At 67.7% G+C, this 12,818-nt stretch carries 12 protein-coding genes and 1 pseudogene; 2 read left to right on the top strand and 11 right to left on the bottom strand.

Going from position 1 to position 12,818, the window contains the following annotated elements:
* Nucleotides 1-118: 118 nt before the first annotated feature.
* The gene (gene pstS / locus V7060_RS04845) at nucleotides 119-1,213 is read right to left on the bottom strand and encodes a phosphate ABC transporter substrate-binding protein PstS (RefSeq protein WP_334178128.1); all 1,095 of its coding nucleotides are present in this window, start codon (nucleotides 1,211-1,213) and stop codon (nucleotides 119-121) included.
* 209 nt (nucleotides 1,214-1,422) lie between these two features.
* A complete protein-coding gene (gene pstS / locus V7060_RS04840) occupies nucleotides 1,423-2,436 on the bottom strand; it encodes a phosphate ABC transporter substrate-binding protein PstS (protein WP_334178127.1) in 1,014 nt (337 codons plus the stop codon).
* A 429-nt stretch (nucleotides 2,437-2,865) separates the two neighbouring features.
* Here pstS (V7060_RS04840) and V7060_RS04835 point away from each other — a divergent pair, with 429 nt between their 5' ends.
* Nucleotides 2,866-4,170, top strand: coding sequence for a porin (locus V7060_RS04835; protein WP_334178126.1), 1,305 nt, complete (start codon nucleotides 2,866-2,868; stop codon nucleotides 4,168-4,170).
* An 84-nt stretch (nucleotides 4,171-4,254) separates the two neighbouring features.
* On the opposite strand, the gene V7060_RS04830 is transcribed toward V7060_RS04835, so the two are convergent.
* The 9 genes and pseudogenes from V7060_RS04830 to V7060_RS04790 all read right to left on the bottom strand — a co-directional run bounded on the left by V7060_RS04830 (nucleotide 4,255) and on the right by V7060_RS04790 (nucleotide 11,834).
* Nucleotides 4,255-5,295 carry a hypothetical protein gene (locus V7060_RS04830; protein ID WP_334178125.1) on the bottom strand — a complete coding sequence of 347 codons (1,041 nt, stop codon included), beginning with the start codon at nucleotides 5,293-5,295 and terminating at the stop codon, nucleotides 4,255-4,257.
* On the bottom strand, nucleotides 5,292-6,293 hold the full coding sequence (gene nadE, locus V7060_RS04825; protein ID WP_334178124.1) for an NAD(+) synthase: 1,002 nt from the start codon (nucleotides 6,291-6,293) through the stop codon (nucleotides 5,292-5,294). Before nadE ends, V7060_RS04830 begins: the two co-directional genes overlap by 4 nt.
* A complete protein-coding gene (locus V7060_RS04820; RefSeq protein ID WP_334178123.1) occupies nucleotides 6,290-7,207 on the bottom strand; it encodes a HemK/PrmC family methyltransferase in 918 nt (305 codons plus the stop codon). The genes nadE and V7060_RS04820 overlap by 4 nt, the downstream gene beginning before the upstream one ends.
* Nucleotides 7,204-7,461 carry an acyl carrier protein gene (locus tag V7060_RS04815; RefSeq protein WP_334178122.1) on the bottom strand — a complete coding sequence of 86 codons (258 nt, stop codon included), beginning with the start codon at nucleotides 7,459-7,461 and terminating at the stop codon, nucleotides 7,204-7,206. The genes V7060_RS04820 and V7060_RS04815 overlap by 4 nt, the downstream gene beginning before the upstream one ends.
* 2 nt (nucleotides 7,462-7,463) lie before the next feature.
* Complete coding sequence (asnB, locus tag V7060_RS04810) at nucleotides 7,464-9,434, bottom strand: asparagine synthase (glutamine-hydrolyzing) (RefSeq protein WP_334178121.1); 1,971 nt, start codon at nucleotides 9,432-9,434, stop codon at nucleotides 7,464-7,466.
* Between the two features lie 429 nt (nucleotides 9,435-9,863).
* A pseudogene (locus tag V7060_RS04805) lies at nucleotides 9,864-9,965 on the bottom strand (endonuclease III); the annotation flags it as partial.
* Nucleotides 9,966-10,009: 44 nt separating this feature from the next.
* Entirely contained in the window at nucleotides 10,010-10,675 is a 666-nt protein-coding gene (gene nth / locus V7060_RS04800; RefSeq protein ID WP_334178120.1) for an endonuclease III, read from the bottom strand.
* Nucleotides 10,672-11,037: a hypothetical protein gene (locus tag V7060_RS04795; RefSeq protein ID WP_334178119.1), complete on the bottom strand. Its 366-nt coding sequence runs from the start codon at nucleotides 11,035-11,037 to the stop codon at nucleotides 10,672-10,674. The genes nth and V7060_RS04795 overlap by 4 nt, the downstream gene beginning before the upstream one ends.
* Nucleotides 11,038-11,051: 14 nt before the next feature.
* A complete protein-coding gene (locus tag V7060_RS04790) occupies nucleotides 11,052-11,834 on the bottom strand; it encodes an enoyl-CoA hydratase-related protein (RefSeq protein ID WP_334178118.1) in 783 nt (260 codons plus the stop codon).
* A 166-nt stretch (nucleotides 11,835-12,000) separates the two neighbouring features.
* On the opposite strand from V7060_RS04790, the gene V7060_RS04785 reads away from it, so the two are divergent.
* A complete protein-coding gene (locus V7060_RS04785; protein ID WP_334178117.1) occupies nucleotides 12,001-12,702 on the top strand; it encodes an FKBP-type peptidyl-prolyl cis-trans isomerase N-terminal domain-containing protein in 702 nt (233 codons plus the stop codon).
* Nucleotides 12,703-12,818: the final 116 nt, after the last annotated feature.

The raw sequence follows: 12,818 nt of genomic DNA, 5'->3' as shown, positions 1-12,818 counted from the left end.
GCAACCCGGGGAGTGGGGAGGGGGCGGTTGGCGTGTGAAGCGCTAGTGCACGGTGCTGCGGTTACCGCGTGATGACAGCGGGCCGCCCTCGTGGACGGCCCGCGGGTCGGTGCACGGATCAGAGCTTGATCTCGGTGCTCCAGTACTGCTCGATCTGGCCGACGAGTTCGGGCGGCAGCGGCACGTAGTCCAGTTCGTTGGCCTGCGCTTGGCCCTGTTCGTAGGCCCACTTGAAGAACGCCAGCGTGTGTTTGGCCTTGGCCGCGTCCTTGGGCTGCTTGTAGACCAGGATGAAGTTGGTCGCGGTGATCGGCCAGGCCTGCTCGCCCGGCGCGTTGGTGATGACCAGGTTGAAGTCCTTGGCATTGGCCCAGTCGGCGCTCGCGGCCGCGGCGGCGAAATTCTCGGCGGTAGGCTTCACGAACTGGCCGGCGGCATTCTGCAGCGACGCGTACGACATGTTGTTCTGTTCGGCGTACGCCAGTTCGACGTAACCGATCGAACCCTTCAGCTGGCGCACGTAGGCGGCGACGCCCTCGTTGCCCTTGCCGCCCACGCCGCCCGGCCAGTTGACCGAGGTGCCTTCGCCGACCTTCGCCTTCCAGTTCGGGCTGACCTTGGACAGGTAGTTGACGAAGTTGAAGGTGGTGCCCGAACCATCGGAGCGGTGCACGGTATTGATCTTGCCGGCGGGCAGGGCGACGCCGGGATTCAGCGCGACGATCGCCGGGTCGTTCCAGGTGGTGATCCTGTGCAGGAAGATGTCGGCCAGCACGGCGCCGCTGAGCTTCAGCTGGCCTGGCTGCAGGCCTTCGACGTTGATCACCGGGACCACGCCGCCGATGACCGACGGGAACTGCGCCAGGCCGGCCTGCGCCAGTTCTTCCGGCGACAGCGGCTTGTCGGACGAACCGAAGTCGACGGTCGCGGCCTTGATCTGCGCGATGCCGCCGCCGGAACCGATGGACTGGTAGTTGATCTTGGCGCCGGTGGCCTTGTTGTAGTCGGTGGACCAGCGCGCCATCAGCGGATAGATGAAGGACGCGCCCGCGCCGGTCAGTTCGGCGGAGATCTTCTGCGCGCCAGCGGCGGCGGTCGGGGCCGCGTCGGTGCCGGCAGTGGTAGCTGGTGCGTCGGTCTTGCCGCCGCAGGCCGCAGCGAAGAAGGCGGTGGCCAGGGCCAGCGTGGCCAGGCGGGCGGTGCGGATGTGCATGGACTCTCCAGACAGGTCGTGTGTGATCCACGCTATGAAATGATGTTTTTGTTACAGCGTGATGACATCGCCATCTCGTGCCGTCATGCGACGACTGCCAGCGCCGCGACCAACAAAAAGGCGGACCCGAAGGTCCGCCCGGTGACGCCGGCGTGGGAGGGACGCCGCATCGGGCCGGCACGGGGAGAGACCGTGCCGGCGGGGTGCGATCAGTACTTCAGGTTCGCCTTCCAGTAGGTTTCGATCTGCTGCACCAGCGCCGGCGGCAGCGGCACGTAGTCGAGCGACTTGGCCTGGGCGTCGCCATTGGCGTAGACCCAGCGGAAGAAATCACGCGCGTCCTTGTTGCCCTTCTTCGGCGCCTTGTACATCAGGATGAAGTTGGTGGCGGTGATCGGCCAGGAGTTCGCGCCGGGGGCGTTGGTCATGACCAGGTAGAAGTCCTTCGACTTGCCCCATTCGGCGCTGGCGGCCGCGGCGGCGAAGCTCTCTTCGCTCGGCTGCACGAAGGCGCCCGAGGCGTTCTTCAGGCTGGCGTAGGCCATCTTGTTCTGCAGCGCGTAGGACAGTTCGACATAGCCGATGCCGCCCTTGATCTGCTTCACGTACGCGGCGACGCCTTCGTTGCCCTTGCCGCCCACGCCGGTCGGCCACTGCACGGTGGTGCCTTCACCGACCTTGCTCTTCCACTCCGGGCTGACCTTGGACAGGTAGTTGACGAAGTTGAAGGTGGTGCCCGAACCGTCCGAACGGCGGACCACGGTGATGCGCTGCGCAGGCAGGGTCACGCCCGGGTTCAGCGCGGCGATGGCCGGGTCGTTCCAGGTCTTGATGGTGCCCAGGAAGATGTTGGCCAGGGTCGGGCCGTCCAGCTTCAGCTGGCCCGGCTTCAGGCCGGCCACGTTCAGCACCGGCACCACGCCGCCGATCACCGACGGGAACTGCGCCAGGCCGTACTTGGCCAGTTCTTCCGGCTTCAGCGGGGCGTCGGACGAACCGAAGTCCACCGTGCCGGCCTTGATCTGCGCGATGCCGCCACCCGAACCGATCGACTGGTAGTTGACGCGGTTGCTGGTGGCCTTGGCGTAGTCGGCGGACCACTTGGTCATCACCGGGTACACGAACGACGCGCCGGCGCCGGTCACGTCGGCGGCGAACGCCTGCGCCGAGAAGGCCGAGGCGAGCGCGAGCAGCGCGACGCGGGATTTGATCGAGTTGAGCACGGAAATCTCCTGGGAGAAGGCAGAGTGGAAGGACGGGGCGTGCCCGTTGGGTGGCCATTGCACGACGTTTGTGTGACAGCCCCGTGTCGGCATTGCGACAGTCCCGTGACGCTGGCCGGCATCGCCCCGCCAGAGGACGCGCGCTCAAGAAGATGAGTGGCACTGGTCACGCGGGGCGACTCCGATCCGGACCCGCGTTCGCGCGAGCGCGCCATATGGAAGGGTTCACCGGCCAACGCGAGCGGCAGGGGCGATACACCATCGCTGTCACACAGCGGTCATGAAACTCACATGTGACTGCAAGATTCCACTCGCATCCTTTAGCGCATCTTTGACGGGCGCTTAATGATTTCCGAAGGTGATCTCGGAAGCGAAGCAAGGCGCCCACGAAGCCTGCGCCTTCACTTCCATTCCACTCGGAGAGTCACCATGCGTTATTCCCTCCTGGCCGCCGCGCTCGCCGTCGCCATGGGCAGCACCAGCTTCTCGGCGTCCGCCGCCGACTCCCGCGATCAGACGATCGCCGAACTGAAGGCGCAGCTGGAAGCGTTGTCGGCCAAGGTGGCCGAGCTGGAAGAGCGCACCGACGCGCAGTCCGATGTCAACCTGGACACCGCTTCGCAGCTGGACAAGCTCAACACCGGATCGCCGAAGGTCGACACCAAGGGCGGCATGAAGATCACCTCGGCCGACGGCAAGTTCGAAGCCTCGCTGGGTGGACGCATCCACTTCGATACCTACGCCTTCGACCGCGATCTGAATCCGGGCAGCACCACCGGCGGCACCGAATTCCGCCGCGCCCGCCTGACCCTGTCCGGCAAGGCCTATGGCTGGGACTACAAGATGGAGCAGGACTTCGGCGCCGGCAGCAACCTCGACGGCCTGCGTGACGCCTACATCGCCAAGAGCGCGCTGGGCGGCAAGTTCACCATCGGCCACTTCAAGCCCTACCGCGCGATGGAAGAGCTGACCAGTTCCAACGAACTGTTGACCATGGAACGTCCGTTCGTGTCGGCCACCGGCCTGTTCTCCAGCCGCCAGTTCCAGCAGGGCGTGGGCTACCTGCGCGCCGGCGAGAACTACACCGCCGGTGTCAGCGTGTTCAACCTGCGCGGCGCCGCCGCCACCCGCAACGAGGGCGTCGGCTCGGCCGGCCGCTTCACCTGGGCGCCGATCAACACCGACAACAGCACGCTGCACCTGGGCGCCTGGTACAGCTACGAGAATGCCAACCAGGGATCGGCCGACCTGACCTCGACTTCGAACTACGCCGGTCGCCGCGGTCCGTCGCAGGTGATCGCCACGGTCACCGGCGCCAGCCGCAACGAGATCAACGTGTATGCCGTGGAAGCCGCCGGCTCGTTCGGTCCGGCCTTCTTCCAGGCCGAGTACGCCGACGCCACCTTCGGCAAGCCGCTGGGCCGCGACGAGGACGTGACCAGCTACTACGTGCAGGGCAGCTTCATGCTCAACGGCGGCCACAAGCCGTACAAGGGCGCCACCGGCGTGTTCGGTTCGCCGAAGGTCGCCGACAAGGGCCTGTGGGAACTGACCGGCCGCTACGACTACGTCGAGAACGAAACGCTGAACCGCGAAGTCACCAGCTGGATCCTCGGTCTGAACTACTACGTCAATCCGAACCTGCGCTTCATGTTCAACTACACGCAGGGCGACAACGAAGTCACCGGCGACGAGACCGCCCAGTACGCGCTGCGCACGCAGTTCAGCTGGTAAGCCATCGGTCGGCCCGCATGGCGGGCGCGGTGCGCGAAGGGACATGCCATCGGCATGTCCCTTCCGCGTTGCAGGCCCGGGCGACTATTCGTCTTCGTCGAACGGCATCAGCCGGAACGCCGCACGCGGCGCCGCAGCAGGCTGTTTCCAGCGCGCGTATACCGGCCGTCCCTGCCGCGCGAAGAACCCGTGCCTGCGCAGCAAGGCCTTCTCGCCGTCGAGCAGGCAGCCCTCCAGCGAGACCGAGCGGCAGCCCAGCCGGTAGGCGATGTCCGCGAGCACGGCCAGGCTGCGCGAAGCGTCGCCTGCGGGGTCGGTCTTGAAGTCGACCACGCGCAAGGTGTCGGCGTCCTGCTGGCAGACGAACCATGCGCAGGGCTGCGTGTCGCCCTCGCGCCGGAGGTAGAGGAAGCGGAAGCTCGCCAGCGGGCAGCGCGCGAATCGCCATTCCAGCGCCTCGCGGTCATGCACGCCTTCCAGCGTGCCCGGCGTGGACCATGCGCGCGCGTGCACCGTGTCATGCGGCGTGTCGCGCCATTCGGCATGCAGGCGGCGCCCGCTCGACCGGTGGAGACGGTCGCGCAGCCGCACAAGGCGGTCGATGCCACCGCCCAGTACGCCGGCGACGGCAGCGGGCAACCGCCGCGCCAGATAGGACGCATGGCGCACGGCACGCACGTAGGTGGTCATGTCGCCGACATGGACATACCCCAGCCGCTTCACCACGGGCACTGCGTTGGGATTGGGGAAGCCGTAGACCAGGTCGCCTTCCCGAAGGGCGGTCTCGCAGGCCGTGCGCTGCAGCAGCAACGCAGGTCCCAGCATGCGATGGCCGGCCATGACCGCCATGTCGGCAAGCAGTCCGCCCCGCAATGCATTGCCGTCCAGCCGCATCCGCCGCCAGCCGACGCCTGCCGTACCGACGATGGCATCGCTGGGTCGGTGCACCAGCACCTGCAGCAGCGCCGCATGCGGCGCGCTCCGGTAGAACCAGTCCAGTTTCAGCGTGCGCGCCTGGCCGTCGTGCAGACTGGCCCGCCATACGTCGACCACGGCGTCCCGATCGCGCACGAAATCCGCGGCCGTGATCGCATACGGGCTGTCGTCGGCGACCTGCACGTTCATGCGGTGCGTTCACCCGCGGTGTCGCCAACGGAGACTGACCCCAGCAGCACCGGGCGCAGGTGCAGCGGCGCGGTGCTGCGGCGCTTCCTGACGATGTCGGCGTAGACCGCGTCGGCCTGTTCCACCGTCGTTTCCAGCACGTGCGCGAGTTGCGCGGCCGGTACGTCGTGCTCCAGGCCCCAGAGCGCCAGGTCCATCGCGCGGTAGGGCAGGGCGAAGTAGAACTCGTCCTGGCCCTGTTCCAGGCTGTAGGTGTCGGTGGTCGGCTGCGCGTTGCACAGCCGCTCCGGCAAACCGAGGTGGCGGGCCATGCCGTAGACCTGCGATTTATAGAGGTGCGCGATCGGCTTGATGTCGGCCGAGCCGTCGCCGTTCTTGACGAAGAAGCCCTGGTCGTATTCCAGCCGGTTCGGCGTGCCGAGTACCGCGTAGTGCAGGCGGTCGGCGTGGAAATACTCGATGGTCTTGCGCAGCCGCTGCTTGTAGCTGGTGGCGGCCACGATGGTCAGGTACTCGTGCAGGCGGAGTTCGCGCTCGTGCATCGTGCCGTCGGGCGATTGCGCGACCAGGCGGAAGCGGTTGATCGCGCCCTCGCTGCCGCCGGCGATGGCCAGCTTCATCTTCCACGTGTCGTTGTACTCGGGCAGCACGGTACGCACGGCGGCATCGCGCGCGGCATAGGCGCCGATCGCCTCCAGCGCCGGCGCGATGTCGAAGGTCTCCACGCCCACGCCCAGTGTTTCGGCCAGCAGATCGGCGCGCGCGGCGCTGTCCGGGTCGGAGTCGCGCTCCGGCAGGATCAGGCAGTGCACCCGCTCGCTGCCCAGCGCGCGCACGGCCAGCGCGGCGCACACCGAACTGTCGATGCCGCCGGATATGGCGACCACCAGCCCCCGCCTGCGCAGCGACTGCGCCACGGTCTCGCGCAGGCGCGCGCAGATGCGCTCGGCTTCCTGTTCGTAGTCGATGTCCAGTACATCCCAGCCGAATCCGCTCACCCGTTGTCTCCCATTGCGCGGTCCGCGCGTCGCGCCAGCAACGCGCGCACGGCTCCGCCTTCATCCATCAGTTCGCGCACGTCGTCCCATGCGCCATCGTTGCGCAGGCGCCGCGCCATCGCATTTCCCTGGCCCAGCCCGACTTCGAACGCGAGCCAGCCACCGGGGCGGACGAAGCGGCTGCCGTCCTGCATCAGCCGCGCCAGCAGCGACACGCCGAGCGGGCCGCCATCGAAGGCCAGCCGGGGTTCGTGCGCGGAGATTTCGCCGGGCATGGCCTCCACCTTCCCGCTGCTGATGTAGGGAGGGTTGCAGAGCAGCAGGTCGACCATGCCGTGGAAAGTGTCGTCATCGAACGGTGCGAGCAGGTCGCCCGCGCGGAATTCGACGCGGTCGGCCAGGCCGAGCAACGCCGCATTGCGGCGCGCCAGCGCCACCGCGTCTTCGCTGAGGTCGGCGCCGAACACGCGCAGGCCGTCGACGTGGTGCGCCAGCGCCAGCGCCAGGTTGCCGGAGCCGGTGCAGACATCGACCGCGACCACGGGCCGGTCGTGCGAGGCGGCGGCACGCGCGAGTTCGATCGCCGCGCGCCCCAGCAGTTCGGTTTCGCGGCGCGGTATCAGCGCTTCGGGGCCTGCCAGCAGGTCCAGGCCCAGGAAATGCTGGCGTCCGGTCAGGTGCGCCAGCGGCACGCCCGCCAGGCGCTGCTCCAGCAACGCATCGAGCCGCCGCATCGCGTCGGCGTCCAGTTCGGGAAGCGCGATGTGGGTGGCGGCGACGGCCGACAGCGGCCTCCCCGCAGCGGCGGACCACAACGCCCGCAAGGTGTTGTCCGGCGTTTCCTCGGGCTTGTCGTGCGCGGCCTGCCAGTGCGCCCGGAGCGTGTGCAGCCGTTGCTCGGCCGTCGCGGTCATGCCGCCTTCGAGCGCATGACGAACGACACGATCCTGTCCACCGAATCGAAATTCTCCGGCACCATCGCCGAGTCCTTCACCTGCATGGCGAAGTTCTCCTCAATGACCAGCACCAGTTCGAGCACGCCGGTGGAATCGATCACGCCGAGATCCAGCAGCGAGGCATCGTCGGCGAGCCGGGCCTGGTCGTTGGTGAACATCAGGTTGTTGAGGATGTGGCCGCGGATCTTCTCGCGGATGGCGGTTTCGGTCATGGTCATTCCGTTCCGGTGGCAGGCAATGTGGTGGTCCGCGACATGCGATCGCGGATGAAGCCGTCGTGCAGCAGCATCGTCGACAGGATGCCGACGAAGGCCTGGTTGTCGGCGAAGCCGACGGCGCGGCCGCTGCGGCACTTGTCGAACAGCAGGCGGACCTTGCCGGCGTCGAAGCAGCCGGCGTCGCGGATGCGTTCGGACGACAGCAGCTCTTCGACATAGTCGGCAGGACGGCCGTCGCTGAAGAAGCTGCTCGCATCCGGCGCCCGGTAGGGCTGCTTCGTGCGGTGGGCGATCTCGGCGGGCAGCAGGGGCGCCAGCGCCTTGCGCAAGATGTGCTTCTCGGTCAGGCCGCGCAGTTTCCATTGCGGCGGCAGGCGGTTGGCGAACTCGATCAGGCGGTGGTCGAGGAACGGGAAGCGGCCCTCGATGGAGTTGGCCATCGCGACGCGGTCGCCTTGCGAGGAAAGCAGATAGGCGGCCATCAACGACTTCGCTTCCACGTACTGGTCGCGCGCCAGCGGCGACCATTCGTGGATCGCCGGTGGCAGCCGCCGTTCGTAGAACGCGAACGGATCGAACGCGGCGGTACGTGCCTGCAGCTCCGGTGTCAGGAAGCCGAGCGCACGGCGCGAGGTCGTCCAGCGCGGCACGTGCGCGAACACCGGTCGCGGCAGGTGCTCCATGCCCTGGCCGAAGAACGTGCGGGCAAACCCGGGCGTGCCGACCGGCGAGTGCTTCAGGTAGCCGTACAGGCGGCCCAGCAGCGCGTGGCGCCACTGCGAATCGGGATTGCGCGCCCAGAAGCGGCGCACCTTCGCTTCCTTGAACAGATCGTAGCCGCCGAACACTTCGTCGGCGCCTTCGCCGGTCAGCACCACCTTGTAGCCGGACTGCCGCACGCGGGCGGACAACAGCATCAGCGGCACCGGCGCGGTGCGCAGCACGGGCGCTTCGGTGTGCCGGATCAGGGCAGGGAAGGCATCGGCGATGTCGCGGCGCGTGCAGTGCAGCGTGGTGTGGTCGGTGCCGAGATGGCGGACCATCGCCTGCTGCTGCTCGCGTTCGTCGAATTCGGCGTCTTCGAACGTCACCGAGAACGTGCGCACGGCCGCGATCCCGGCCTGTTTGGCGAGCGCGACGATGCCGGAGGAATCCAGTCCGCCGCTGAGGTAGGCACCGACCGGCACGTCCGCGCGCAGCTGCAGGCGCACGGCATCGTCGAGCAGGTCGCGCAGCTCGTGCACGGCGTCGTCGAAGGAGGTGAAGGCCGGCGCGTCGCCGACGCGCGGGAACGTCCAGTCCCAGTACTGGGTGAGGGTGCGCGTGCCGTCCGCCTCGACCGCCATCAAGTGGCCGGGCGGCAGGCTGTCGATGCCGGTGAACAGCGTGTCCGGATCGCAGGGACCCCAGAAGGTGAAGGCCTGCGCCAGGCCGTCCGGATTGATCGTCGCGCATTCCGGCAGCACCGCCAGCAACGCCTTGACCTCGGACGCGAACCACACGCGCCCGCGCAGGGTGGCGTGGTAGAGCGGCCGGATGCCGGCGCGGTCGCGCGCCAGCAGCAGCCGCCGCCGCTGCGTGTCCCACAGCGCGATCGCGAACTGTCCGTTGAGCCGTTCCACGAAGCGGTCGCCGTCGCGGTGGTAGAGATGGACGATGACTTCGGTGTCGGAGCGGGTGCGGAAGTGGTAGCCCTGCTGCTCCAGTTCGTCGCGCAATTCGACGTAATTGAAGATCTCGCCGTTGAACACGGTCCAGACGGTTTCGTGGCCGTCATGCAACGGCTGCTGGCCGGTCGCCAGATCGATGATGGCCAGTCTCGCGTGCGCCAGCCCCACCCCCGGCGCCACATGCGTGCCGCTGCCGTCCGGCCCGCGGTGATGCAGCGTGCCGATCATGCGCTGCAACGCCAGGCGATCGTCGGGAACGCCCTGCACTGCACCGGCGAAGCCTGCGATTCCGCACATCCGTCAGACGCCGTCGGGGGTTGGCGCGGTGCGGACCGTCCATGGATACGGGCGTGCTGGCGGTCGAGGCGTTGGCATGGCGTCGTGCGCTCTCCGGGCGCGCCATGTGCGGCGGCCCAAGGTGGTGGTTGAAAGGTCCAGGCAGGCGTACGCCCCGTGCTACGCCTGCTTTCAACAGGATGAACGGACGTCGGATCACATTCCGGACAGCAGCGGCGGTCGGTCCATCCATCGATGGAGGTGGACGTCCTGGCCGGCATTGCGTCCGGTCCGGCACGCATGGCGTGCGGATGCAACGCCATGGGCGCGCGGCGTGATCGCGGACGGCTCCGTGGAAGAGGGAGTGCGGGTGGTTGGAACCGAGCGGGTCGCGGGTCGCGGGTCGCGCGCACGGGCAGGGCTGCGGTGTGGGAGCCAAGGACCGTCGGGTCAGGCGGTCGTCTTTTCCTTGAACCGGCAGAGATCGCGGATCACGCACTGGGGGCAATCAGGCTTGCGTGCCTTGCATACGTAGCGTCCGTGCAGGATGAGCCGGCCCGCAGCGGCGTGTGTGCGTCCTCTTCACTGAGGCCGCGTCAGGCGGCGGTCTTTTCCTTGAACCGGCAGATATCGCGGATCACGCACTGGGGACAATCAGGCTTGCGTGCCTTGCATACGTAGCGTCCGTGAAGGATGAGCCAATGGTGCGCATCCTGCATGAACTCCGGCGGCACCACCTTCACCAGCCTGTCCTCCACCGTGCGCACGTCCTTGCCGGGTGCCAGCCCGGTGCGGTTGGCGACGCGGAAGATGTGCGTGTCCACCGCGATGGTGGGTTCGCCGAACGCCGTGTTCAACACCACGTTGGCGGTCTTGCGGCCCACGCCGGGCAGCGCTTCCAGAGCATCGCGCGAGCGCGGCACTTCACCGCCGTGTTCGTCGATCAGGATGCGGCACGTGGCGATGACGTTCTTCGCCTTTGCGTTGAACAGGCCGATGGTCGAGATGTACTTCTTCAGCCCTTCCTCGCCCAGCGCCAGGATCGCGGCGGGGGTATTCGCCACGGGGAACAGCCGCCGCGTGGCCTTGTTGACGCCGACGTCGGTCGCCTGCGCGGACAGCGTCACCGCCACCAGCAGTTCGAACGGGGTGCTGTAGTCCAGTTCGGTGGTCGGCTTCGGATTGAGTTCGCGCAGCCGGGAAAACAGCTCCACGACTTCGGCGCGGGTCAGCGTGGCGCTGCGCCGAGGCGCGCGCGTCATGGCTTCATCCTCTCAGCAGCCTTGGCTTTCGCGCGGGCCAGGATGGCGGCCGCGCCGGCAGGCAGAACGGGGCGGGAGGCCTGGACGGTACCGGTGCCCTCGACGGCCTTCACCCGGCGGGCATCGCGCTCAGCCGCGCGACGGACCATGCGGGCCTCGCGTTGCCGATAGCGTTCCCGCGCTGCCCATGCCGTGCGCAGGCGCTCCTGTGCCCGCACCACCACCGCGACGCGGTCGTCGGCGCACGCGCAAGGCTGGAACGCCATCAGCCCGGCATCGATCGCACCGTCGACATCGCCGGCCACGAGTTGGTCATGCAGCGCGCGCGCCTGGTCGCAGCAGGGGCAGGGCATCGCGGGCATGCGGAACGCGGGCCTCAGCGGCCCGTGAACGCGGGTTTGCGGCGCTCGACGAACGCGCGTGTGCCTTCGCGCATGTCGTCGGTCGCGAACATCAGGCCGAACTGCGCGCTTTCGTACTGCAGCCCTTCCTCGATGCCGCATTCGCCGCCGATATTGATCACGTCGAGCGTCGCACGCAGGGCAAGCGGCGCCGACGCGGCCAGTTGGGTGGCGACCTTCAGGGTTTCCGTTTCCAGTTCCGCGGCCGGCACCACGCGCGTGACGATGCCCAGGTGGAGGGCGCGCTCGGCGGTAACCGGTGCGCCCAGCAGGCACAGCTCCAGCGTGGCGGAACGGCCCGCCAGCCGCAGCAGGCGCTGGCTGCCGCCGAAGCCGGGGATCAGTCCCAGGTTGATTTCCGGCTGGCCCAGCTTGGCGGTGTCCGCCGCGATGCGCAGGTGGCAGCCCATGGCGAGTTCCAGGCCGCCGCCCAGCGCGAAGCCATTGACCATCGCGATGACCGGCTTGGGCATCGTTTCGATGGTGCGCATCAGTGTCTGCCCGCGCAGCGAGAAGTCGCGACCCTCGGTCGCACGCAGGTCCGCCATTTCGGCGATGTCGGCACCGGCCACGAAGGCCTTCGGGCCGGCACCGGTCAACACCACGACCCGCACGGCCGCGTCGGACGACGCGTCGTCGAACGCCCCCTGCAACGCATCCAGCGTCGCCGCGTTGAGGGCGTTCAGTTTGTCGGGGCGGTTGACCGTGAGGCGGCGGACGCCGGCGTCATCGGAGACGAGCACAAGGGGTTCGGACATGGGTTTTTCGCTGGAATTTGTAAATTTTAGGTGAAATTGGAACTCTGCCGACGCGCCCCGGTCAGAGCAGCCTGTCGTCAGTAGCGGTTAAGCGCCACGGCGGCTATCCTAGCGCGTCCATTCCAGGCGGTATGCCGCCGTCGCCCTATCTTCGGAGAGTGTGTTGATGAAGTTGCGTTCGATTGCGGTCGCTGTTGCGGCATTCGCCATGGCCGGTAGCGCCCTGGCCCAGGACGTTTCGTCCGAGAAAGGCAAGCTGAGCTATTACTTCGGTTACGACTACGGCAACAACCTTGCCGAGCTGACCGCACGTGGCGAGCAGCTGGACATCAATTCCGTGGTCAAGGGCCTGCAGGATGCGTATGGCAAGAAGCAGCCTGCGCTGACGGCCGACCAGCTGAAGCCGGCGCTGGAAGCCTTCCAGAAGCGCGAGCAGACGCGCGCCCAGCAGGCCAAGGCCGAGTACGACAAGGTCGCTGCGGAAAACAAGACCAAGAGCGACCAGTTCATCGGTACGTTCAAGGGCCAGGCCGGCGTGAAGACCCTGCCCAGCGGCGTTGCCTACAAGGTGCTGGAGAACGGCACCGGTGCGAAGCCCACCCAGGCCAGCACGGTCGAATTGCTGGTGTCGGGTCCTTATCCGTTCGGCCAGCGCCCGGCGGAAGCCCGTCCGGCGCAGTCGATGAAGGACCTGAAGGTCAGTGCCGTCGAAATGCCCGCCATGCGTGAAGCGCTGCTGCAGATGCCGGCCGGCGCCAAGTGGGAAGTGGCGCTGCCGCCGGACAAGGCCTACGGTGCCGATCCGCGTACGGGCTTCCCGCCAAACGTGGCTGTCGTCTTCGAGATCAAGCTGGTCAGCGTCAAGTGACGCAATGACGCGTCCGCGCATCGCGCGGACGCCTTTGTCATTGCGTCATCCCCGCGCAGGCGGGGATCCAGCGACTCGGTTCTTGCGTCATCCCCGCGAAAGCAGGGGCCAGCGAC

It is taken from the genome of Pseudoxanthomonas sp. (genome assembly GCF_036845285.1).
Lineage (GTDB): Bacteria > Pseudomonadota > Gammaproteobacteria > Xanthomonadales > Xanthomonadaceae > Pseudoxanthomonas_A.
Note: the sequence above shows the minus strand (reverse complement) of the source record. Positions and strands in the feature narration are given on the sequence as shown.

Bases quoted from the DNA above. Each gene is read 5' to 3' on its own strand.
- pstS (WP_334178128.1), bottom strand. From the start codon at position 1,213: ATGCACATCCGCACCGCCCGCCTGGCCACGCTGGCCCTGGCCACCGCC.
- V7060_RS04835 (WP_334178126.1), top strand. From the start codon at position 2,866: ATGCGTTATTCCCTCCTGGCCGCCGCGCTCGCCGTCGCCATGGGCAGC.
- V7060_RS04830 (WP_334178125.1), bottom strand. From the start codon at position 5,295: ATGAACGTGCAGGTCGCCGACGACAGCCCGTATGCGATCACGGCCGCG.
- V7060_RS04820 (WP_334178123.1), bottom strand. From the start codon at position 7,207: ATGACCGCGACGGCCGAGCAACGGCTGCACACGCTCCGGGCGCACTGG.
- V7060_RS04815 (WP_334178122.1), bottom strand. From the start codon at position 7,461: ATGACCGAAACCGCCATCCGCGAGAAGATCCGCGGCCACATCCTCAAC.
- asnB (WP_334178121.1), bottom strand. From the start codon at position 9,434: ATGTGCGGAATCGCAGGCTTCGCCGGTGCAGTGCAGGGCGTTCCCGAC.
- nth (WP_334178120.1), bottom strand. From the start codon at position 10,675: ATGACGCGCGCGCCTCGGCGCAGCGCCACGCTGACCCGCGCCGAAGTC.
- V7060_RS04795 (WP_334178119.1), bottom strand. From the start codon at position 11,037: ATGCCCGCGATGCCCTGCCCCTGCTGCGACCAGGCGCGCGCGCTGCAT.
- V7060_RS04790 (WP_334178118.1), bottom strand. From the start codon at position 11,834: ATGTCCGAACCCCTTGTGCTCGTCTCCGATGACGCCGGCGTCCGCCGC.
- V7060_RS04785 (WP_334178117.1), top strand. From the start codon at position 12,001: ATGAAGTTGCGTTCGATTGCGGTCGCTGTTGCGGCATTCGCCATGGCC.